Origin of the sequence: Flavobacterium frigidimaris, assembly GCF_002217275.1 — a bacterium.
Lineage (GTDB): Bacteria > Bacteroidota > Bacteroidia > Flavobacteriales > Flavobacteriaceae > Flavobacterium > Flavobacterium aquidurense.
The window spans coordinates 63,014-84,324 of sequence record NZ_MUGV01000029.1; the positions used below are offsets into that span (position 1 = coordinate 63,014).

Annotated in this window: 21 protein-coding genes and 1 riboswitch; of the genes, 8 read left to right on the forward strand and 13 right to left on the reverse strand. The window is 33.9% G+C overall.

All coding sequences use genetic code 11. The features are described from left to right. Nucleotide 1 precedes the first annotated feature (1 nt). Together B0A65_RS16725 and B0A65_RS16730 are read right to left on the reverse strand one after the other, a co-directional pair. The gene (locus tag B0A65_RS16725) at nucleotides 2-460 is read right to left on the reverse strand and encodes a hypothetical protein (protein WP_074659599.1); all 459 of its coding nucleotides are present in this window, start codon (nucleotides 458-460) and stop codon (nucleotides 2-4) included. After that, nucleotides 447-956, reverse strand: a complete 510-nt coding sequence (locus B0A65_RS16730; RefSeq protein ID WP_074659600.1) for an RNA polymerase sigma factor — start codon at nucleotides 954-956, stop codon at nucleotides 447-449. The genes B0A65_RS16725 and B0A65_RS16730 overlap by 14 nt, the downstream gene beginning before the upstream one ends. A 230-nt stretch (nucleotides 957-1,186) precedes the next feature. On the opposite strand from B0A65_RS16730, the gene B0A65_RS16735 reads away from it, so the two are divergent. Next, complete coding sequence (locus B0A65_RS16735; protein WP_074659601.1) at nucleotides 1,187-2,659, forward strand: S41 family peptidase; 1,473 nt, start codon at nucleotides 1,187-1,189, stop codon at nucleotides 2,657-2,659. Between the two features lie 86 nt (nucleotides 2,660-2,745). On the opposite strand, the gene B0A65_RS16740 is transcribed toward B0A65_RS16735, so the two are convergent. The 8 genes from B0A65_RS16740 to B0A65_RS16775 all read right to left on the reverse strand — a co-directional run bounded on the left by B0A65_RS16740 (nucleotide 2,746) and on the right by B0A65_RS16775 (nucleotide 10,768). Continuing rightward, entirely contained in the window at nucleotides 2,746-3,798 is a 1,053-nt protein-coding gene (locus B0A65_RS16740; RefSeq protein ID WP_074659602.1) for a YncE family protein, read from the reverse strand. Between the two features lie 4 nt (nucleotides 3,799-3,802). After that, a complete protein-coding gene (locus B0A65_RS16745) occupies nucleotides 3,803-5,656 on the reverse strand; it encodes a TonB-dependent receptor plug domain-containing protein (protein WP_074659697.1) in 1,854 nt (617 codons plus the stop codon). A gap of 27 nt (nucleotides 5,657-5,683) precedes the next feature. Next, nucleotides 5,684-5,889: riboswitch (cobalamin riboswitch) on the reverse strand. A gap of 68 nt (nucleotides 5,890-5,957) precedes the next feature. Then, complete coding sequence (cobC, locus tag B0A65_RS16750) at nucleotides 5,958-6,494, reverse strand: alpha-ribazole phosphatase (protein WP_074659603.1); 537 nt, start codon at nucleotides 6,492-6,494, stop codon at nucleotides 5,958-5,960. Then, the gene (locus tag B0A65_RS16755) at nucleotides 6,479-7,276 is read right to left on the reverse strand and encodes an adenosylcobinamide-GDP ribazoletransferase (protein WP_074659604.1); all 798 of its coding nucleotides are present in this window, start codon (nucleotides 7,274-7,276) and stop codon (nucleotides 6,479-6,481) included. The genes cobC and B0A65_RS16755 overlap by 16 nt, the downstream gene beginning before the upstream one ends. A gap of 174 nt (nucleotides 7,277-7,450) precedes the next feature. Next, nucleotides 7,451-7,891 carry an IS200/IS605 family transposase gene (gene tnpA / locus B0A65_RS16760; protein WP_074659605.1) on the reverse strand — a complete coding sequence of 147 codons (441 nt, stop codon included), beginning with the start codon at nucleotides 7,889-7,891 and terminating at the stop codon, nucleotides 7,451-7,453. Between the two features lie 19 nt (nucleotides 7,892-7,910). Then, nucleotides 7,911-9,590 carry a nicotinate-nucleotide--dimethylbenzimidazole phosphoribosyltransferase gene (gene cobT / locus B0A65_RS16765; protein ID WP_074659606.1) on the reverse strand — a complete coding sequence of 560 codons (1,680 nt, stop codon included), beginning with the start codon at nucleotides 9,588-9,590 and terminating at the stop codon, nucleotides 7,911-7,913. A 151-nt stretch (nucleotides 9,591-9,741) separates the two neighbouring features. Continuing rightward, a complete protein-coding gene (gene cobU / locus B0A65_RS16770; protein WP_074659607.1) occupies nucleotides 9,742-10,251 on the reverse strand; it encodes a bifunctional adenosylcobinamide kinase/adenosylcobinamide-phosphate guanylyltransferase in 510 nt (169 codons plus the stop codon). 154 nt (nucleotides 10,252-10,405) lie between these two features. Continuing rightward, on the reverse strand, nucleotides 10,406-10,768 hold the full coding sequence (locus tag B0A65_RS16775) for a DUF5522 domain-containing protein (protein ID WP_074659608.1): 363 nt from the start codon (nucleotides 10,766-10,768) through the stop codon (nucleotides 10,406-10,408). A gap of 174 nt (nucleotides 10,769-10,942) precedes the next feature. On the opposite strand from B0A65_RS16775, the gene B0A65_RS16780 reads away from it, so the two are divergent. From B0A65_RS16780 to B0A65_RS16795, 4 genes are all read left to right on the forward strand, one after another. Then, the gene (locus tag B0A65_RS16780; RefSeq protein ID WP_074659609.1) at nucleotides 10,943-12,085 is read left to right on the forward strand and encodes an ABC transporter substrate-binding protein; all 1,143 of its coding nucleotides are present in this window, start codon (nucleotides 10,943-10,945) and stop codon (nucleotides 12,083-12,085) included. A gap of 1 nt (nucleotide 12,086) precedes the next feature. After that, entirely contained in the window at nucleotides 12,087-13,115 is a 1,029-nt protein-coding gene (locus B0A65_RS16785) for an iron ABC transporter permease (RefSeq protein WP_089069648.1), read from the forward strand. Nucleotides 13,116-13,257: 142 nt separating this feature from the next. Continuing rightward, complete coding sequence (locus B0A65_RS16790) at nucleotides 13,258-13,671, forward strand: GxxExxY protein (RefSeq protein ID WP_207556447.1); 414 nt, start codon at nucleotides 13,258-13,260, stop codon at nucleotides 13,669-13,671. 102 nt (nucleotides 13,672-13,773) lie between these two features. Beyond that, nucleotides 13,774-14,550 carry an ABC transporter ATP-binding protein gene (locus B0A65_RS16795; RefSeq protein WP_074659611.1) on the forward strand — a complete coding sequence of 259 codons (777 nt, stop codon included), beginning with the start codon at nucleotides 13,774-13,776 and terminating at the stop codon, nucleotides 14,548-14,550. A 187-nt stretch (nucleotides 14,551-14,737) separates the two neighbouring features. On the opposite strand, the gene B0A65_RS16800 is transcribed toward B0A65_RS16795, so the two are convergent. The 3 genes from B0A65_RS16800 to B0A65_RS16810 form a co-directional block, all read right to left on the reverse strand. Continuing rightward, nucleotides 14,738-15,196: a tRNA (cytidine(34)-2'-O)-methyltransferase gene (locus tag B0A65_RS16800; RefSeq protein WP_074659612.1), complete on the reverse strand. Its 459-nt coding sequence runs from the start codon at nucleotides 15,194-15,196 to the stop codon at nucleotides 14,738-14,740. A gap of 82 nt (nucleotides 15,197-15,278) precedes the next feature. Then, complete coding sequence (locus tag B0A65_RS16805) at nucleotides 15,279-15,851, reverse strand: pseudouridine synthase (RefSeq protein ID WP_074659613.1); 573 nt, start codon at nucleotides 15,849-15,851, stop codon at nucleotides 15,279-15,281. 53 nt (nucleotides 15,852-15,904) lie between these two features. Further along, entirely contained in the window at nucleotides 15,905-16,108 is a 204-nt protein-coding gene (locus tag B0A65_RS16810) for a hypothetical protein (RefSeq protein WP_074659614.1), read from the reverse strand. Nucleotides 16,109-16,313: 205 nt separating this feature from the next. On the opposite strand from B0A65_RS16810, the gene B0A65_RS16815 reads away from it, so the two are divergent. The 3 genes from B0A65_RS16815 (at nucleotide 16,314) to B0A65_RS16825 (ending at nucleotide 21,273) form a co-directional block, all read left to right on the forward strand. Then, nucleotides 16,314-16,682 (forward strand): hypothetical protein, encoded by a 369-nt coding sequence (locus B0A65_RS16815; RefSeq protein WP_074659699.1) that lies wholly within the window; start codon nucleotides 16,314-16,316, stop codon nucleotides 16,680-16,682. A 165-nt stretch (nucleotides 16,683-16,847) separates the two neighbouring features. After that, nucleotides 16,848-17,600, forward strand: a complete 753-nt coding sequence (locus B0A65_RS16820; RefSeq protein ID WP_074659615.1) for an SDR family NAD(P)-dependent oxidoreductase — start codon at nucleotides 16,848-16,850, stop codon at nucleotides 17,598-17,600. A 238-nt stretch (nucleotides 17,601-17,838) separates the two neighbouring features. After that, entirely contained in the window at nucleotides 17,839-21,273 is a 3,435-nt protein-coding gene (locus B0A65_RS16825) for a T9SS-dependent choice-of-anchor J family protein (RefSeq protein ID WP_074659616.1), read from the forward strand. The last annotated feature ends 38 nt before the right edge of the window (nucleotides 21,274-21,311 follow it).

Sequence of the window (21,311 nt, forward strand, 5' to 3'; positions counted from 1 at the left end):
ATTACTGTTTAAAAATTTTGTTTTTTGATTGTTCGTATTCCTTAATGTATTGTACACTTCCAATACCTACATTTACATTGTTTGATAATAAGGCCAAAGCTTTTTGCGTTGCGGCAAGAGCTTCTTCCGGATCATCATAGGTTCCTAATTCTGATTGCGCTACAACCTGAGTCGTAGTTTTTTGACTTGCAAAATAAAAGGTTCCGATTCCCAGTAAAACAACAACTGAAGCTGCAATCGATAACCACACCACATTTCGTTTCTTAGTTTTTAGTGGTATCTCCTGTGTCGATTTTTGTTCTTTTACCTGAGAGAAATAACCAAACATTGGTTTGTATTGCTCTAAATGCTGCGCAACATTCGGTGAAGAAAAGTATTCTTTTAATTCTTTTTCTTCAGCAATAGTAGTTTCTCCCTGAAAGTATTTTTCTAATATATTTTCTATTTTATCTAATTCCATAACTGTGTGTGTTAACCATTGATTCTCTTATTTTTTTTCTCGCTCTCGAAAGTGCTACCCGAATAGCCGTTTCATTCATGTTGACAATTTTAGCAATTTCATCAAATTCATATTGCTCAACATCGCGAAGCTGAATTAATATTTGGAGTTGCTCGGGCAACTGATTTATAATTTTTTCGACCCATTCCAGGCTATCGGAATCTTCTAATTTTTTATCCAATTGAGGTTCGCGGTCTGTAAAATTGTTGTGAACTATTTTCAGATTTCCGGCTCTTTTAGATTTTAACTGATCCAGACAATAATTTTTGGTCATTGTCATTGCAACAGCTTCAATATTATTATAAGCGTCTAGATTTTCTTTCTTATTCCATAATTTCACCATTACTTCCTGAGTGGCGTCTTCAGCTTCTTCAGTACTGGTAAGCAATCTTTTTGCCAGACGAAAAACTTTGTCTTTAAAAGGATTGATTAATTCTATAAACGCAACTTGATTCATAATTGGTTATTTGTTGGTTTTTGGTCGGTTATAAATTACTTGCGGATTATGATTTTTTCAATTAATCAGTATTTACAAGTAAGCTTATATAGTCAAGACGAGGCACTATTATTTTTGTTACAACGTGTTTGTGATTTTTTTTTGAAAAAATTGCTGAAACTGAATACAGTTAAAACTAAAGGTAGTATTTTTACGTTAATATAGTATTGAATACCACTATACCTACCTATATGAAAACAATATTAAAGAGTTTATTGCTACTGTTTTTGCTTGCTTTTGCATTGCAATCATGTGAAGATCAGGATGATGTTGCTGCTCCGGCAGATTTGCAAGTGAATGATTTTATCTGGAAAGGACTGAATCAGTTTTACTTATGGCAGCCTGATGTTCCTAATTTAGCAGACAATCGCTTTAGTTCTCAGGAGGCTCTTAACTCTTTTTTAAAAGGATATGCTGAACCCGAAGATTTATTTCAGGACTTACTTAATAAACCGATTAGCAAATTTCCGAAAGGACAGGCAATAGATCGTTTTAGTTGGATTGTAGATGATTATACTGTTTTAGAACAGGAACTTCAAGGGACATCAAAAAATAATGGAGTCGACTTTAGATTGAGTTATAAGCCAGGAAGTACTACAGACTTGGTTGGTTTTGTACGATATATTATTCCAAATTCTGATGCTTCAACTAAAGATATTAAACGTGGAGATTTATTTACAGGAATAAATGGAGCACAACTTACGGTTTCAAATTATCAATCACTTTTAAATGCTGATAGCTATACCCTTAATATGGCTTCATATAATGGAAGCGCTTTTACCACTAATGGAAAAACGATTGCCTTAGTTAAAACAACTTTAGATGAGAACCCGATTTTTATCAATAAAGTTATTATTTCTGGAAGTCATAAAATTGGTTATTTAATGTATAACGGATTTTATGCTAATTATGATGCTCAGCTTAATGCTGCTTTTGCTACATTAAAATCACAGGGAATTACTGATTTTGTTTTAGATTTAAGATATAATGGTGGTGGTTCTATTCAAACTGCATCGAGATTAGCGAGTATGATTACCGGTCAGTTTGCTACTAAAATTTTTGCTAAAGAAAAATGGAATCCGAAGGTGAATGAATATTACGAAAGTGAAGATCCCGAATCGTTGAATGTGAGGTTTCCTGATAAAATAGACGGAGCCGGGATTAACAGTTTGAATTTGTCTAAAATATATATTATTACTACTGGTGGAACTGCTTCTGCAAGTGAATTGGTTATTAACGGATTAGCTCCTTATATAACGGTAGTTCAGGTAGGAGAGACAACAGTGGGTAAAAATGTAGGTTCAGTAACATTATATGATTCTCCAAGTTTTGGAAAAACAAATAGAAATCCAAATCATAAATATGCCATGCAGCCTTTGGTTTTGAAAATTGTAAATGCTGTTGATTTTGGAGAGTATACCGATGGTTTGATTCCCACCTATCAACAATTGGAAGTTGCTAGTAATATGGGGGTTTTAGGAGATCCATCTGAGCCTTTATTGAATTTGGCGATTTCAAAGATTACAGGTTCGACGGCGAAGAAAGTGCCACAGGATGAAACACAAGCTTTAAAAACGTTTACAGATGTTAAAGCAATGAACGGAATAAGAAACCAAATGTTTATTGAAAAAGCACCGGAAGGCCTTTTAAGAGCATTGAAATAAAATAGAATAAAAGTAAAAAGGCTTTCAGAAATGAAAGCCTTTTTTACAAAAAAAAATCCAAAAACTAATTCTAAAATTTAGAAATATTAATCGTTGAAGTAAAAACCATTTGGTCCTACACCAACTGTTAATTCTTTTTGCAAACTTCCACTTAAGTTGTAGATGTAAGCTTTACTGTTTGATCCGAAATCTCCTCCATCAGCAACAAAAATCTTATCATTATTTACCGCAAAACCATAAATAGAACCTTTTGCAGAAATTGCTGCAGTAAAAATTGCTGCTGTTGAAGCTGCCGTTGCTGTAGTAGTAATTGCATAAACTGATTTATTTACAGTGTAGTAAATTTTATCATTATAGATATCTAAATTACTTGCACCGTCTAAAGATTCTGGGAATACTATCTTACTAGTTCCTTTGTCTGATAATTTTACTTTTAAGATTTCGCTTCTTTCTCCATTAGGTTTTCTCAAGATATATAAGATGCCATCTTTTACTTCCATAGTATCTGCACCATATCCAAGATTAACTGGAGTTTCTAATGCTTTCGTTGCAGGGTTTACTACTAATAATTTGTCGCTTGAATACGGCTCTGTAATGTATAATTTACCATTTTCTAATAAAATTCTGTTTGCCGTAGCACCCAATTCAATTTTAGATTCTACTTTATTTGTAGCCAAATCAATTACAGCAATATAATCATCCGTATCACCAGTTGCCGGGTTGATGTATGAGTAAGTATTTGCGTTTGTTACGTACGCTTTTCCGTCTTTTACAACTCCGTATCTTGGGTTTATAAGACCTGTTTCAACTTTTGCAACTAACTTAAAAGTGTAACGATTTACAACGTTAATTACGTTTGATCCACCAGCAATGATATACGCTTTATCTCCATCAAAAAAGATATTTTGAAGATATACCCCTGCAACATCGGTAGGATTTGCAGTTTTATACACATCCGATGTGAAATTTGCTAAATCATCACTTGCAAAAGAAACTGAGCCACCCCCAGAATTTCCTTCGTTTAAGATGAAAAATCCGTTATCATAAGCTCCTTTAGGATCATTATTATCGTCATCGTTTGAACAAGAAACAAAAAGCGATACGCTCAATGCTACTAAAAATAGTCTGGTTAACTTCATTATATTAAAATTTAAGGTTTAAATACACATTAAAATTTCTGCCTGGCATTGGCCTGTTTTCAAGACTTTCATAATTTTCATTCCAAAGATTTAAAACCTGGAATCCTAGTTTGAAAGAACTTAAAAATTTAAAATCATAGTCGATTCCTATATTGGAAACCAAGTAAGCATCTACAATTTCATTTGGATCATTGTCGGATTGTGTGTACACAAAACCGTTATATAAAAATTGGTAATAAGCTGAAATATTACTTCTTGAATAAGAAACAGCTGCAGTAACTTTATTAAAAGGAACAAAAAAGAGTTGCTTGTCAGTTGCTATATCTTTAGAAACCGTGTACGCATAAGTGGCGTTGGCACCAAAATAATTTTTGCCATATTGTTTTTTCCAGCTCAGTAAAGTTTCAGTTCCGTAGGTATTGACTTTATCTGTATTTTGAGGTGTCCAGATGCCGTTGCTTCCGGGAACCCAACGCAATAAATCAGTAATCTTGATATAGTAAAATGTCTGCGTAAGCGAAATATTTTTATAAGTAAAAACATTTCCAATTTCTGCCTGATATGAACTTTCCGGTTTTAAATCCGGATTTCCGCCTTCTTCCCAATATAAATCGTTGAAAGTTGGAATTCTGAAATTTCGGGATAAATTCAATTTCAAATTATATAGTTTTCCGAATTGATAAGAAGATCCCAAGGAGAATAAAACAGGTGATTTGTAATTATCGGTAAACTCTTTTCTGATTCCAAATTCGTTTTTCCAATCTTTTGAAAAATCTTGTTTTACCAGTAAAGCGGCGGAGCTAATTTCTCTGGTATTGTCGCCAAAACCACTGCCATAACCTTTGGTTCGGTTGTAATCTAAAATCCCGTTAATTTGTGTTGCTTTAAAAAGAGTATACCCTAAATCAGCCTTGGCGATAAAGCTTTCCGTTTTTCCGAAGGTATATAGATCAGTCGAATTATCAGCGTAATATTGGTAATTTTCAAAAATGTAAGCGGTTTTGAAATTGGTTTTTAATTTTCCGAAATCACCATCGTATTCTAGTAAGTTTCGATTGAAGCCATTAACGTATTTACTTCTGGTTTCTGTTTCAGTTATTAATGAAGTATTTCGGTCTGTGTTAGAAGTTTGGCTGTATAATTTCAGACTATTTTTGGTGTCAAATTTATAACCCAAATTGGCACTCATGGTTATAATATCATATTGTCCATTTTGGTTCCAGCGTTGTTCGCCTTTCCAGGTATATTGGTTCAGGTACTTATAATCGTTTGTTGAACTGTTTTTCGAAAAACCAATCTGAGTACTCCATTTTTTATTTGAAATATTGGTTTTATAATTTATTCCGATCGTATTAAAACTGCCGTAATCTAGTTTTAAATTATTCTCAAAACGATTATAAAATGCCAAATCGTTATTTAAGTGTACAGTTCCTCCAACGGCTCCGCTTCCGTAAATAACACTTCCTCCACCAGCTTTTACACTAACCGAATTATAGTCTGAACCTGATATCGTATTGAAATCAGTACTTCCGTTCATTTGAGAATTAATGTTGATCCCGTTCCAGATTACAGCAGTTTGTGAAGAAGTTGTTCCTCTAAAAGCAACTGTAGAGAGCATGCCTCGTCCGTATTCTTTGAAATAAATAGTAGAGTTGAAGTTTAAAAGATCCGTTAATAAAGCCTCATTTTTATTGATAACAGAATCATTGAGTTTTAAAACCGACTGTGAAGTAGAATATTTTTTAAGGTTAGAATCAGAAACTACAACCGTTTTCAGTTTTGTAATAGAATCGCTCTGCGCCGACATAATCTGGCACAACAACAGCAAGCAAAAAGCAAAAAGTTTTTTTAAAGTCATAATTTCTACACTCTTTTTCCCGAGAGCTCGATATTTGTTATAAAGGCAGGTCTCCTGGCTTGCGTCTTGTTGTTTACCTTCCCATTCGCCGGGGCGAGCAGTGGTTTTGTAGTTAACAACAAGCATTCTTTTCAGAACTTAGCTTACAGTTGCGGGTACAGCTCAAGAATTTACTTGATTCCCTTTTAATGCGTTTTTAAAATTAAAACACAACCTTAAATTTCGGGCAAAGATAAAGTTAAAAATACTGAATTATCAAATTTGTTTTACTTTTTAAGTGAAATTCTAAACAAAACCTTTCCTAGAGTTCGATTTTAATGACTTCACCAAAATCTACCTTATTTTGAAAAGCATCTTTTAATGCTAAAGAAGTATGATGACATAAGATACTTCTGATGATTCCGGCGTGACAAACCACAATGATAGGTTCTTTAATTTTTTTTAAAACTAAATCTGATAAAAATGCTTCCGTGCGTTTATGCAATACAACAAAAGATTCTCCATTGGATGCCCGAACATTTACAAAATCTTCCATCCACGGATTAAGTTGTTCCGGTACTATATCATTCCATTTTTTCATCTCCCAATCACCAAAATCCATTTCCATTAAACGTTTGTCTTCTTCGTAAGATATCGTTTTGATATTGTCCTGAATGTATTGAGCCAAAATTGCACATCTCTTTAAAGGACTTGAGAAAATAATAGCTTCCGTAGGTAATTGCGAAAGAATGTTTTTAAATATAGAATCGAAAGGTTTTGCTAAATCAACATCAGATTGTCCGTAACAAACGCCTTTCTCGCAAGCCGTTTCAGTATGGCGGACTAGATAAATTTCCATATCAAAAGAAAGCTTAAATAATAAACAACTTCGCAAACCTGTTGTGTTGCGCCAAGACAATCTCCGGTATATCCGTCAATCCATTTCTGGAAATAACGAGCTAAAAAATAACGTGTTATAAAAACAGGAATTATAGCTAGAAGGAAGTTGTATTGAAAATAGGAGAGGGCTAAAAGAGGTAATAATCCAAAGATAGATGCTCCTGAAATTTCTTTCCAGGTATGTTTTTTTGCAATTGGTTTGCTTTTGCTAGTAGCATCATCTCTGGAATACTCGTGTGTAAAAGTAATACTGATGGCGGCTAAACGACTTAAGGCATGAGCAGAGAGAAACAAAAGAAAAACTTGTAGAAGCCCGATCGGATTTTCCATCTGAAAAAGAGAAATCGATTCTGAAAGTAATTTAAATTTTAATAAAAATAATAAAACCAAGCCAATGGCTCCATAAGCGCCAATGGCACTGTCTTTCATTATCAGTAAGATTTTTTCTTTAGTCCAGCCGCCGCCAAAACCATCACAAACGTCTGCAAAACCATCCTCATGAAAAGCACCGGTTGTCAGAATAGAAGCGATAATAGCTAAAATAACTGCGATTTCAACAGAAAGAAATTGAGCAAAAATATAAAAAGCCAAAAAAGAAATACTTCCCACAATCCATCCAATAAAAGGGAAATAGCGTGTGGCTTTGTTTAAATAATCAGGATTGTGATCGATGTTTTTTGGACATGGAATTCGGGTATAAAACATTAAACAGGTAAAGAAAATATGTAGTTCTTTTTTCATTTAATTCTTGGTGTGTTTATTTGGCTAAAGCCACTTTTATTGTCATTTTTTTTCCCCCAGATAAATCTGGGGGCTATTCAAAACAATCTGGTAAATCCTCATAGTTTATAATTGAATTGCCTCCAGATTTATCTGGAGGTTATAAAATTGCGCTATTCTGGCTTTAGCCAAATTCTATTTAGCCAATGTTTTATAAAATCCAAATTTGCTAATAAATTCATCATATTCTTCTTGGAAACTTTTCTTTTCATGATGAATTTCTTGCTTCATAATATAATCTCGAACTTTATCAACTACAGATTCTGAAACTGAAACTGCAAAATATTCATCCTGCCATTCAAATTTTTCTTTTGTCAATTTATTTTTATTAATCCAAAAAGAAGATTCTCCTTTAATTAGATGCATGATTTTTTTAATATTTTGTTCAACTCCCAAGGAAACTAAACAATGGCAATGATCTGAATATCCATTTATGAAATCAATATAGATTCCTTTCTCTTTTGCATTGTCACTTATGTGGTTCCAAACTTTTTTTCTCAATTCTACTGAATCTAAAAATGGAAATCTATTTTTTGTGCTCCAAACAAAATGAATGTAAACTTTAATATACGGCATATATAATAACTTAAAATCTCTATTTCCTACTAACCCCGGCACTCTCAAAACTGGCCATTTCATTCAAAAAAGCCTCTGCCGATTTCAAAATAGGAAAAGCAATTGCACAACCCGTTCCTTCTCCGAGACGCAAATCTAAATTTAAAATTGGTTTTGCATGTAAATATTGAAGTAATTTTTGATGTGCCTGTTCCGCAGAGCAGTGGCAAAAAACAGCATTTTTAATTGTGGAAGGATTTATTTTTGAGGCAATTAAAAAAGCGACACTGCAAATAAAACCGTCAATTAAAATTAGCATATTGTTTTCAAACGCAGTCAGCATTCCGCTTGCCATTTGTATAATTTCAAAACCGCCAAAATAAGCCAGTTGCTCTTTTAATTCGGCTTGACCGGAATAATTTTTAATGGCACTTTTAAGAAAATCCTCTTTTTGAAGTAATTTTTTATCTTCAACTCCGGTTCCTTTTCCAACACACTCTTCAATCGGAAAACCAGTTAAAAGACTCATTAAAACAGAAGCTGTAGAAGTATTTCCAATTCCCATTTCGCCAAAACCAATACAGTTTGAACCTGTTTTTGCAATATTTTCGACTATTGTTTTTCCTTTTTCAAAACACAATTGTAATTCGGTTTCGCTCATGGCAGGCGCGTGTAGAAACGATTGGGTTCCCTTAGCGATTTTAGCATTAATCAAATTAGCATTGGTTGGAAAATCATAATTTACGCCCGAATCTACAATGGACAACTGAATGTCATTTTGTTTGCAAAAAACATTGATTGCCGCGCCGCCATCCAGAAAATTACCAACCATTTGTCGCGTTACATCTTGCGGATAAGCGCTCACACCATGATTTGCAATTCCGTGATCTGCTGCAAAAACAACAATATTCGGATTTATAATTTTCGGATTTAAACTTTCAAAAACCGTTGCGATCTGAAAAGCTAAAGTTTCCAGAGTTCCTAAAGCTCCAATTGGTTTGGTTTTACCGTCTATTTTTTCTTGTAATTCTTTACTGAAATCATTTTCATTCTCAGCTTCCCTTTCAGATTTTAATTTCAAATCAGAAATATAACTTTCTGTTACATTTTTAATTTCTGTACAAATTGGAGCTTCTGATTTCTGTTTCCAGTGCAATTGCTGCAACATCGGCTGATTGTTGTAATTCGTGGCTGGTTTTCCAACGCAGAAATAACCCAGAGGTTCAATGTTTTCTGGTAAATCAAGTATTTTTTTAAATTGATGGTAATTCAAAATAGAAACCCAGCCCATGCCGTAACCCTGATCGGTAAGGGAAAGCCAGATATTCTGAGCTGCACAAACCGAACTAAATTTAACTGCTTCATTGCTGCCAACAGTTCCAATCGTAAATTGATTCAGAACTGATCGGTCATAAGCAATAATTAATCCAATAGGTGCTTCTTCAATCGCTTCTAATTTCAGCGATTTATAATGTTCTTTTTGTTCCGGATTATCCGTTAGCGTTTCGGCTTTTTTATTATAATCCAAAAACAAATCTTTAATAGCACTTTTTACATCTGCTGATTTAATGATATAATATCGTGTAGCATCCGTAAGTCCAACCGATGGTGCCCAATGTCCGGCCTGTAAAGCTTTTTCAATCACTTCATCAGGAACTTCATCAGCGGTAAAATGTCGGGTATCACGGCGCGATTTTAAAATATCATCTAAGTAGCTCATTTAAATTCCAGTTTTTTTAAATTCCAAATTCCAATGAATGACAATTGCAAAAATCAAAGTCATTTTCATTGTAGAATTTAAAGGTTTAAAGATTTAAGTAAAGGTAAAGTAAAGCGTTGGAATTTGGAATTTAAAAAAATTGGAATTTATTTTAGCCTTTTATTTTTACCGGAATTCCAGAAACCATCAAAACCACTTCATCTGCATTTGAGGCCAAAAACTGATTCATCCAGCCTTGCAATTCTGTAAATTTTCTGCCAATATGAGTTTCCGCATGAACCCCCATTCCAATTTCGTTGGTCACAATAATTAGTGTTGCATTTTCCTGACTGGCCATGGCAAGAAATTCTTTTTTTGCTTCTTCCAAACTTACAGCCACATCATATTTTGTATCAACAAAAAAATTGGTTAACCAAAGTGTTACGCAATCAATCAGCGCCACTTTTCCTGAAAAATCAATTTCACTTAAATGTTTTTCTTTTTCAATATTGGTCCAGCGTTCGTCGCGTTCCTGCTGATGGCGGTCGATTCTGTTCTGGAAATCATCATCCCATTTTCTGGCTGTTGCGACATAAACTGGTGTATCCGAAAGTTTCAACGCTAAATTTTGGGCATAACTGCTTTTTCCTGATCGTTCGCCTCCGGTAATTAAGTAAATCATTTTTTTTGAAATGTAAAATGTGAGTTGTGAAATGTAAAATGTGAGTTGTGAAATGTAAAATGTGAAATGTGAAATGCAAGCGTTGAATTGTGAAGGACAAAATGATATTCAATAATGACATTTTACTTTTTACAAATCACATTTCGCAGCTTATTTAATAAGGACAATGACGACAATCATTTCCGCAACAGCTTCCTCTTCTTAAATGAAACCATGTTGTAAAAACACATTTGTCATTTTCGATATAATAATCAATGTCTTCAATGAGTTTTTCTGTTTTGGGTAAAGATAATGCTTTATTATGTAGTGCTCTTTTGGGAGTCATTGTTTCTAAATAGGCGTCAATTTTGTCGACGCAGGCTTCTTTAAAGCAGACTGGACAAAGACAGTCTCCTCCGTCAGAAAGATTAAAAATAGGAGGGAAATCATTACACCAACATTTGTTTTCAACAGAAATATCTCCGCAGCTAAAAGTAGATTCGCAACTTGAGCAAACTTTGGTTTTCGTGGTATTCATAAATAGTAAAAGATGATTTGTTGAATTTTGTAAGAATAAAAGTAAACAAAAAATTTAGAAATTGCCTTACCTTTGTCGTTATTGAAAATTTATATTTTTCAAAATTTAGTATTCAAAATCTGTGCCGATATTGGGTATTAACGATTTCAATTTCCAAAATAGTATAACCAACTTATGAAACATTTATTACCTAAATCCATTTTTGTTTTGTCTTTTTTTCTTTTTATTAGTTGTAAAAAAAATGAAACTACCGAAGTTGCAACATCTCCAATTGCCAAAAATAGTATCGAATATGCGTCTGGACTTTCCATTGTAAAACAAGAAGGATATTCTGTTGTAACGGTTAGCAATCCATGGCCAAATGCCAATGAAAATTTCACTTATATTTTAAAAGAGAAAGACGCTAAGGTTCCTGACAGTCTTCAGTCTTATACAACAATCAACGTTCCGTTGGAAACGGTTGTTGTCACATCAACCACCAATATTCCCTATCTTGAAATGCTGGATGTTGAGAATAAATTGGTTGGTTTTCCGCATACCGATTATATTTCTTCTGAAAAAACCAGAATATTAATTGATAAAGGTTCTGTGAAAAACGTTGGGCAAAACGAAAAATTAAACATTGAACAATTAATCGATTTAGCACCAAATCTGATTGTGACTTTTGGAGTTGACAACAACAATCCGATGCTGGATAATTTGAAAAAAAGTGGTTTAAATGTTATGATCCAGGCGGATTGGATGGAACAATCTCCACTTGGGAAAGCAGAATGGATTAAGCTTTACGGCGCCTTATTTGGTAAGGAAGATAAAGCCAAAGAATTGTTTGATAAAATTGTTGAAAGCTATAAGCAGGCTAAGAAATTAGTAGCAGACAAACCTGCAACTACAACAGTGTTATACGGTTCTATGTATGAAGATGTTTGGTATGTGGCAAAAGGAAATAGCTGGGTAGCGCAATTTATGAAAGATGCACAGTCTAATTATTTATGGGCCGATTTAAAAGGTACCGGGAGTGAAGGTTTGTCGTTCGAAAAAGTGTTAGACAAAGCTAAAACTGCAAACGTTTGGATTGCGTCAGGATCTTTTCTGACTTTGGCCGAATTAGAGAAAGCAAACCCACATTATAGTGAATTTGACGCTTTTAAAAACAAATCTATTTATACTTTAGAAAGTAAATTTGGAGCAACTGGCGGAACCATTTATTATGAGTTATCTCCAAGCCGTCCAGATTTGGTTTTAAAAGATTATATCAAAATTTTTCATCCGGATTTGTTACCGAGTTATGAGTTTACTTTTGCATCTAAACTGAATTAAATTGGCAAACAAAAAACGAAATACCATTTTATTTATCGTTCTTGGTTTAGGGCTTTTGCTAATGTTTTTTGCGAGCCTTAGTTTAGGTTCGGTAAATATTCCCTTTAGAGATGTTTATGCAAGTCTGACGGGAGGCCAAGCCAGTAAATCGACCTGGGAATATATTATTATAAATTACCGTTTGCCAAAAGCAATTACAGCAATTTTAGTTGGAACCGGGCTTTCGATCAGTGGTTTGTTAATGCAGACATTATTTAGAAATCCGCTTGCAGGACCGTATGTTTTAGGATTAAGTTCAGGCGCAAGTCTGGGTGTAGCTTTTGTAATTCTGGGTGCTGGATTTTTGCCTTCTTTTTTAAAAGTTATTGCCTTATCATCATACGGAATTGTTTTGGCTTCGACCATAGGAAGCACACTTGTTTTATTGTTGGTTTTAGTGGTTTCACAACGCTTACGTGACACGATGGCAATCTTGATCGTTGGATTAATGTTTGGAAGTTTTACCACGGCAATTGTCAGTGTTTTAACTTATTTTAGTACTGCAGAACAGCTTCAGAAATTTACTTTTTGGTCCTTAGGTAATCTTGGAAATCTTTCCTGGAAATCAATAACTGTTTTATCAGCCAGCGTATTTTTTGGTTTAGTTTTAAGTGCGGGCAGTATAAAACCTTTGAATGCTTTGCTTGTGGGAGAAAATTACGCAAGAAGTATGGGGTTAAATTTAAGAAAAGCACGTTTGATCATTATTTTTGCAACCAGTATTCTAGCCGGAAGTATAACTGCTTTTGCAGGCCCGATTGCTTTTATTGGTCTGGCAGTTCCGCATATAGCAAAACTAACTTTTCAAACCAGTAATCATATGATTCTGTTTTGGAGCACATTGCTTTTTGGAGCTATTATTGTATTATTCTGCGATATAGTTTCTCAAATGCCAGGATTCGATGTTACGCTTCCTATAAATGCAATTACGTCGATAATTGGCGCGCCGGTAGTAATTTGGTTATTAATAAGAAAAAGAAACTTTCAGTAAAAACTTACAAATATTTAATATCTTAGTTTTTTAAACACATAGAAACATAGTTTTGCACGCTTAAAAAAAGGCATTTCACTTTTCTTCAAAAAACATAGTTGTAGTGAAAGTTAAAATGTGGTTCTATATTTAACTAACAATAATGATTACTCAAAAATATTTAGACGAACTAACCTATAATGTAATTGGTGCTTGCATTGAAGTACATAAAATAATTGGAAAAGGATTATTAGAAAATGTGTATCATAAATGTTTGAAGGAAGAATTACAACATAGAAAGCTGAACTTTTTTACTGAAATGAAAGTTCCTTTGATTTATAAAAACAAAGAATTGAGTGCAGATCTAAGATGTGATTTATTTGTGGAAAACTGTTTAGTAGTGGAATTAAAAACGGTTTCTGAAATCAGTCCCATTCATGAAGCGCAATTGTTAACTTATATGAAACTATGCAAAGCCCCAAAAGGAATTATAATTAACTTTAATTGCCAAAATATTTATAAAGAAGGCCAAAAAACCTTTGTAAATGAATATTTCAAATTATTACCAAAGTTGTAGCAACATACGCTATGTGTTAATTTACAAGTAAATTTTAAAATCAACTATTCCACATAAAGAAAGAAAACTATGTTCTCTATGTGTTTAAAAAGTAGCCCCACAATGAAAACCATACTAAGCACATCAAATCTAACAATTGGCTATAAATCCAAGAAAGCAACTGTGACTATTGCTGAAAATTTAAATTTGAATTTAGATTCAGGAAAACTCATTTCATTAATTGGTGCAAACGGAATAGGGAAATCAACTTTATTGCGAACTATAACTGGAATTCAGCATCCATTAGGCGGAAATGTTTTTCTGAATGATAAAAACATAGCGGCTTACAATCCTTTAGATTTAGCACAAAATTTAAGTTTGGTTTTAACTGAAAAATTACCACCAAGTAATCTTTCTGTTTTTGAATTAGTAGCGTTAGGACGACAGCCTTATACCAATTGGATTGGGACTTTAACCCCAGAAGATATAGAGAAAGTTCAGGAAGCGATGGCATTGACTCAAATTGAACATTTGGCTCAAAAAAGACATTTTGAAATAAGTGACGGACAATTACAAAAGGTTTTAATTGCGAGAGCTTTGGCACAAGATACGCCTTTGATTATTTTGGATGAACCGACAACACATCTTGATTTATTACATAAAGTTTCGCTTTTTAAATTGCTAAAAAAGCTAACACAAGAAACGCAGAAATGCATTTTGTTTTCGACTCACGATATCGATTTGGCAATTCAGTTAAGCGATGAAATGATCATCATGACGCCAGAATTTGTGGTGCAGGATGAACCTTGTAATTTAATCTCAAAAGGAAGTTTTGAAACCTTGTTCAAAGACGAACATATTGTTTTTGATGCCGAAAAAGGGAAGTTTGTTATTACGTAGAGGTTCTAAGTCCCAGCGGGACGTCATATTTATAGAAATGTTAATTACGTTTTAATACAACCCTGTAGGGGTGAAATATTTATTTTTTCAAATTCAAAAATTAAGATATCGCTCCGCTGGAGCTCCAGGAGGTGATTTAATATTGAGCTATAAACATAACGCTCCTCTGGAGCTTATAATTATAATCTTAAACTTTCTTCAGTCCAATCTGTCTCTTAGCTTCCCCAACCACAAAAGCCACAGAATTCGCAATATTAAAACTACGGATTAATTTCGACATCGGAATCGTTAAATGATTCTCAAAACGAGCTAAAACTTCTTGGCTTAAACCAACACTTTCTTTTCCGAAAACCAACCAGTCTCCATCCTGAAAATCAGTTTCTAAATAGGATTTCTCCGCATGTGAACTCATTAAAAAAACACGTGACAGATCTGGAATCTGCTGAATCCATTCTTCTATATTTTGATATTCGGTTACGTCAAGGTGCACCCAATAATCCAAACCGGAACGTTTCAGGTTCTTATCATTAATCACAAATCCGAAAGGATGAATTAAATGCAGGCGACTTTCAGTTCCCACACATAAGCGTCCAATATTTCCAGTATTATTTGGTATTTCAGGTTCTACAAGAACAACGTTTAGCATTTTTTTATTTTAAAAAGTTAGATGTTAGATTTTAAAAGTTAGATGATTGGTAGTCAAAATAATTATCTAATTGACATATTTTCTAATTATCTAATTGAAAATCGGAAACTTCCAGAACATCTCCAACTTTTAAGTTTTGCAAATATACATTTCCTATTCGAACGCGAACCAATCTTAAAGTAGGAAAACCAACCGCAGCAGTCATTTTACGAACCTGACGAAACTTTCCTTCATTTACAGTTATAGAAGCCCAGGAAGTTGGTCCATGGCGTTCGTCTCTGATTTTTTTTGCTCTCGCTCCAAAATCTGGAATTTCAGTAACAATAAAAGCTTTACAAGGTTTAGTTATATACTTTCCGCCGTTAAAACCAATTTCAACGCCTTTCTGTAATTCTTCAATCGCTTCCGGAGTTATGACCCCATCAACCTGAACGTAATATTCCTTGTCGACTTTTTTGCTTCTTATTTGTTCACTTACTTTTCCATCGGTTGTAAGTAAAAGCAATCCTTCTGAATCTTCATCTAAACGGCCAATTGCCATCGTTCCTTCCGGAAAATTATATAATTCACCCAAAAGCTTTTTCTTTCTTTTTAGCTCGTAAATAAATTGACTTAAGTAGCCGTAAGGTTTAAAAAGAATGAAATGTTGATGCATGTTTTATTTTTTTGCAAAGATAGTCTTGTTTGTTAAGTATTTCCAAGTAATACCTAAGCTCTATTTGTCATTTTCTTCAGCCATAAAATGATAAACCAAATAGTTGTGATTCCAAATAGGATTAATAAAGGAACATAAAAATCCTTAAAAAAGTCATGAAAATAACTTCCAATTAAAATATAGGCAGATGCCATGCATAGTTTTATAATTATAAATTCGGCATTTGACCAACTCGTTTTTGCTTTGAAAAAAATCATAGTTCTGGATTTAAGTATTGCTTTAAAAAGTAATTTGTGACAGGATAATCGTCAATACTAATTTACTATTATTTTGATAATTATGATGTTGCAAATTTAAGGACAAGTATGAAATGGTTTCTTAGAATCCAAAAGCTATGTTAAAAGACTTAGTTTTAAGAGTGAGAATTCGTAATATTATATAGTAATGAAAAAATATAATGTTATGGAAAATAATAATCTAGGCTCAAAAAAAATAAATGGAGTACAAAAAAATATTGATGATTCTAAAGGGAAAAATGTTTCTCACGATAATAAAGTACATGAATCAGAATTGAAAAAAGAAGTGGTAGCCGATACAGAAGGAAATAAAGAAATTGTAGATCGCGCGAGAAATGTTAACGAAAAAATTGAAGAAACTTCAAAAGAAGTCAATCCGGATAATCCAAATGTAAACCGAGGAGTTTCTTCTGAAGAAGAAGCAAAAAAAACGGTAGAAAATAAAGATCGAAATTCTGATATAACACCCAATCGTTATCCCAATTCAGATCCGGAAAGTCATGAAGACAGAGGAAATATGAAATTGGATGAATAGTTTTTTACTCTTTTAAATAGTGATTTTTTTGTAGAAATTGACCGGTTTTTTCGAAAATAACATTTGATTGGCAAACTGCGTTAATCTTATTCTAAACTTATTTTTTAAGCGTGTCAGACATTAAGATCTTCGTAAATTGTAGTGATAAATTTAAATTTTAATAATATGGCACTTTTAGAAAACAAAGTAGCTTTTGTATCCGGTGGCGGTTCAGGAATTGGACGTGCAGTGGCAGAAGCTTATGCTCGCGAAGGAGCAAAAGTAGTACTTTCAGATATAAATGTAGAACATGGAGAAGAAACAGTAAAGGTGATAAAGGATAATGGTGGAGAAGCATTTTTTGTAAAAGGTGATTCATCAAGTGCGAACGATAATAAACAGATGGTTGAAGTAACCGTTTCAAAATACGGCCGATTGGACATTGCATGCAACAATGCCGGAATGGGTGGTCCTGCAAAACCAACCGGAGAATATGAACCTGAGGCATGGGATAAAGTGATTGCGTTGAATTTAAGTGGCGTTTTTTACGCTTGTCGCTATCAGTTAGAACAAATGGAGAAAAACGGTGGCGGCAGCATTGTTAATATTGCTTCGATTCACGGACAGGTTGCTGCTCCCAATAGTCCGGCATATACAGCCTCTAAACATGGAGTTGTGGGATTGACAAAAAATATTGCCGCTGAATATGCCTTAAAAAACATTCGATGCAATGCCGTAGGACCGGGTTATATCGAAACCGCTTTGTTAAAAGACAATCTAAATAAAAGTATGATGGATGCTGTTGCAGCAAAAGCACCAATGAACCGATTGGGAACTGCTGAGGAAATTGCTGAGCTGGTTGTATTTCTAAGCTCTGAAAAATCATCTTTTACAACCGGTAGTTATATTATTGCCGATGGTGGTTATACTGCTGTTTAAATTTAAATTACTGGAAAAGAGGAAAAGCTGTCTTAGTCATAAGGCAGCTTTTTTTTTGGTTGAAAATGACTCGAGATTTTATTGGACTGTATTTTTGTAAATAGCTATAATTCAAATACAAGTAAAAAATGTTTTTATTTGCATTTGATAAAAATCTTACAATTAAATTATGTTTTGACAATATTATCTTAACTTTAAAGCGATAACTTTAGCCTCTAAAAACTCTATTTCTTAACCTATGAAAAAGATCTACTCAGTTCGCCATTTGATGGCTTTTTTATGTTTTTTTTATTTCTCGGCAGTTGTTTTTGCCCAGACATTTCCAGCAAAACGATCACTTCCTTATGAACAAAATTTTGACGGATTAGCCACGAGTGCTGTCATTTATCCGGATGGATTTCAGGGCTGGACAGCAAGTACTTCGCCAGGTTCGGCTTTTAATACAAGTGCCGCTATAGGTGTAGACAGGCCTCTTACTGCAAATGGTACAGCTTTTATTGGTACTGGTAATATTTATAATTATGATGGGAAAATTGGATTTTTGAACACGGGAATGCTTGATTTGTCAATTGGATTTGCTTTTGATGCCACAAATCAAAAAGCGATTCAGGTTCAGTTTGATGCAATGACCATTCGTAATCCGTATGACGTCCCTCCAACAACAACTAATACGCGTATAAATGAGATGGTTTTGCAATATAGGGTAGGAACAACTGCTCCCTTTATTTCATTAGTATCAACGGCATATTCAAACAACGATGCAAAACAAATAACGGCTATTACCACTCCTCAAAATCTAAAAAGTTTTAAGATTACGTTACCTGCAGAGTGTAATAATCAGCCTGAAATTCAATTGCGATGGATTTCAAGACAAGTTTCGGGATCTGGTTCGAGACCTTCTTTTGCAATTGATAATATTGCTATTAAAAGCGATGTTGTTGCCCCTGTAAATGCAGTTGGTTATCCAAAAGCAGAAGATGTTTTATCAAATAGTTTTAGTTTTTCAAATAAATTAGACGAAGCAGGTAAAACCTATTATGTTCTATTGCCTGGCGGAAGTACAGCTCCAACTGAATCTCAAATAAAAGCAGGTCTGGATGCTAATGGTAATGCGGCTTTGCAGGCGGGAGTATTAGATGTTACAGATCCGGCTCAGGTATATTTAAAAAGTTTCACAGGCCTTGCAATTAGTACTTCTTACTCTGTTTTTTCTATTTCTGAAGATCTTAATGGAAATATACAGACTACTGCTGTAAAAACAGACGCTACAACTTCAGCGGCAGTTATTCCATCTGTAACAACAACTGTTTCGTCTCTTGACTTAGGATTTTCAGAAGTAAATTTCAATTCAGAAAGTTTAACATATCAAATTCAGGCAGCTAATCTTTCTGCTACTGTTACAGTTAATGCGTCAGGGAATTTTACAATTTCAAAAGATAATACCGTGTTTGGATCTTCCTTACTATTTGCAGTGGCTGATTTTGCCTCAAATGCAACTCCCACTATTTATGTTCGTTTTACACCAAACGCTACAGGTAGTTTTTCAGGACAAATAACACATGAATCTGCCGGAGCAACAAGCAAAATAATTGCATTAACAGGAACTGGAATTAATCCATACGTGCAAGGTTTTAACGATCCTGCAGTTTTGAGCAATAGCGGATGGACACAGTATAGCGTAGCGGGTAATGTAAATGTATGGGCAAGCACTACCGTTACACGAAATATAAATTCAGGAAACGGAGCGGTCCTTATAAATGGTTTCTCTGAAAGTGGAGCCAGTAAAGATTGGTTGATTTCGCCTAAATTACGTTTAGACAATTTTACTCAATTTCCATTGTTGTCTTTTTACTCGCGCAAATTTTATGCAGGTCCTGACTTGAAATTAATGGTTTCTGTTAATTATGATGGGAAAAGCAATCCGGAAACTGCAACATGGATAGAATTACCGGGAGATTTTCCTGTACTAACAGGTGTTTACAAACAATCTCAATATATAGATTTAAGTGCTTATAAAACCGACCATACCTATCTGGCCTGGGTTTATGTGACAACAGCAGGAGGAACAAATAATGCAGCTGAATGGTCATTTGATGATTTTGCCTTAACAAATGAACCAGGTTATGTTGCAGCAAATCCTATCTTAGATTTTGGAGATGTTGCTGCAAATACAATATCTCCAAGTCAGTCTTTTATTTTTAAGGCAAATGGCTATAATGATATAACAATTAAAGCTCCTGCAGATTATCAGTTGTCATTGGATAATAGTTCTTTTTTAACTGAGGTTGCAGTTACAGCGGCAGAGGCAACGGCTGGAAAAACGGTTTATGTTCGATTTGCTCCTTCTGTAAAAGCATTGAGTATTTCCGGATCTTTAACAGTTATCGGAACAGCTTTAAGTAAACAAATTGGTTCTTTAACCGGTTCTTCATTGCCAAAAGCAGATACTTTTGATATTGTAACTTATAATTTGGAGTTTTTTGGTACCGATGTGAAAGGTACTGACGGTGTTGAATTTGGTCCAACAGATGATGCTTTGCAAATAGAAAACGTTGCTAAAGTAATGAACAAATTAAATGCAGATGTCTATGTTGTTCAGGAAGTTTCAGATGATCCCTCTTTAGATCTTTTAATTCAGAAAATTAACATCAACGGAAAAACATTCGATAAATCTGTTTCGACATCATGGTCTTATTCATTTAATGATCCTGATCCAAATTTTCCTCCGCAAAAATTGGTTGTACTTTATAACACACAAACTACGACTGTAAAAAGTACACGTGTTATGTTTAAGAAATTATATGATGAAGTTCGTGCAGGAACAAAAACATTACCCAATTATCCGGGAACAACCGCAACCGTAAATACAAGTTCCAGTTTTTTTTCATCAGGACGTTTACCTTATTTAGTAAAAATAGAAACGAATATTGGCGGAATTAAAAAAGAAATAAATTTGATTGATCTGCATGCACGTGCCAACAGTGGTTCAGATATTTCAAGATACAATATGCGTAAATACGATGCAGAGCTGTTAAAAGACAGTCTGGATGTTGCGTTTCCAAATGCTAATTTTATGATTTTGGGAGATTTTAATGATGATGTAAAAGCATCTGTAATTGCAGGAAATCCTTCTTCTTATCAAAAGATTGTTGAAGATACAAATCGTTATAATGCGCTTACTTTAGATATAAGTAAGGAGGGCGCTTACAGTTTTTTAAGTTCTGGAGGATTTTTAGATCATATCGTTATTTCTAATGAATTGACAGATCAATATATTAAGAATTCTATTGCTGTTTATGATCCGCGTAGTGATATTCCAAATTATACTACCACAACTTCAGATCATGGTCCTGTAATTGCTCGTTTTGAATTGAAGAAAGATGTTTTATCTACCCTTGATTTCGGAAGAGATACTGGATATTTTGTACAAGCCTATCCTAATCCGGCAAACGATGTTGTAAATATTGCAATAAAAACGAAAGAAGATAAAATTTTGAAATTAAGGCTTTATGATATATCAGGACATTTAGTTCTAAATCCAATTGAACTAAAAGTGAATGAAGAAAAAAGTGATGCCATAATTCAATTAGGTAGTCTTAGATCTGGAATTTATGTATATACCTTAAGTGAAAATAGTAAAGTGATTTATAGCAATAAAATCATTAAAAAATAGGGAGAGAAAATAATAAAGTAAAAATGGCTGTCTATGAA

Bases quoted from the DNA above. Each gene is read 5' to 3' on its own strand.
- cobC (WP_074659603.1), bottom strand. From the start codon at position 6,494: ATGGAAATTTATCTAGTCCGCCATACTGAAACGGCTTGCGAGAAAGGC.
- B0A65_RS16795 (WP_074659611.1), top strand. From the start codon at position 13,774: ATGAAAACCATACTAAGCACATCAAATCTAACAATTGGCTATAAATCC.
- B0A65_RS16730 (WP_074659600.1), bottom strand. From the start codon at position 956: ATGAATCAAGTTGCGTTTATAGAATTAATCAATCCTTTTAAAGACAAA.
- B0A65_RS16775 (WP_074659608.1), bottom strand. From the start codon at position 10,768: ATGAATACCACGAAAACCAAAGTTTGCTCAAGTTGCGAATCTACTTTT.
- cobT (WP_074659606.1), bottom strand. From the start codon at position 9,590: ATGAGCTACTTAGATGATATTTTAAAATCGCGCCGTGATACCCGACAT.
- B0A65_RS16725 (WP_074659599.1), bottom strand. From the start codon at position 460: ATGGAATTAGATAAAATAGAAAATATATTAGAAAAATACTTTCAGGGA.
- B0A65_RS16815 (WP_074659699.1), top strand. From the start codon at position 16,314: ATGGAAAATAATAATCTAGGCTCAAAAAAAATAAATGGAGTACAAAAA.
- cobU (WP_074659607.1), bottom strand. From the start codon at position 10,251: ATGATTTACTTAATTACCGGAGGCGAACGATCAGGAAAAAGCAGTTAT.
- B0A65_RS16735 (WP_074659601.1), top strand. From the start codon at position 1,187: ATGAAAACAATATTAAAGAGTTTATTGCTACTGTTTTTGCTTGCTTTT.
- B0A65_RS16745 (WP_074659697.1), bottom strand. From the start codon at position 5,656: ATGACTTTAAAAAAACTTTTTGCTTTTTGCTTGCTGTTGTTGTGCCAG.
- B0A65_RS16800 (WP_074659612.1), bottom strand. From the start codon at position 15,196: ATGCTAAACGTTGTTCTTGTAGAACCTGAAATACCAAATAATACTGGA.
- B0A65_RS16740 (WP_074659602.1), bottom strand. From the start codon at position 3,798: ATGAAGTTAACCAGACTATTTTTAGTAGCATTGAGCGTATCGCTTTTT.
- B0A65_RS16820 (WP_074659615.1), top strand. From the start codon at position 16,848: ATGGCACTTTTAGAAAACAAAGTAGCTTTTGTATCCGGTGGCGGTTCA.
- B0A65_RS16780 (WP_074659609.1), top strand. From the start codon at position 10,943: ATGAAACATTTATTACCTAAATCCATTTTTGTTTTGTCTTTTTTTCTT.
- B0A65_RS16810 (WP_074659614.1), bottom strand. From the start codon at position 16,108: ATGATTTTTTTCAAAGCAAAAACGAGTTGGTCAAATGCCGAATTTATA.
- B0A65_RS16755 (WP_074659604.1), bottom strand. From the start codon at position 7,276: ATGAAAAAAGAACTACATATTTTCTTTACCTGTTTAATGTTTTATACC.
- B0A65_RS16825 (WP_074659616.1), top strand. From the start codon at position 17,839: ATGAAAAAGATCTACTCAGTTCGCCATTTGATGGCTTTTTTATGTTTT.
- B0A65_RS16790 (WP_207556447.1), top strand. From the start codon at position 13,258: ATGATTACTCAAAAATATTTAGACGAACTAACCTATAATGTAATTGGT.
- tnpA (WP_074659605.1), bottom strand. From the start codon at position 7,891: ATGCCGTATATTAAAGTTTACATTCATTTTGTTTGGAGCACAAAAAAT.
- B0A65_RS16805 (WP_074659613.1), bottom strand. From the start codon at position 15,851: ATGCATCAACATTTCATTCTTTTTAAACCTTACGGCTACTTAAGTCAA.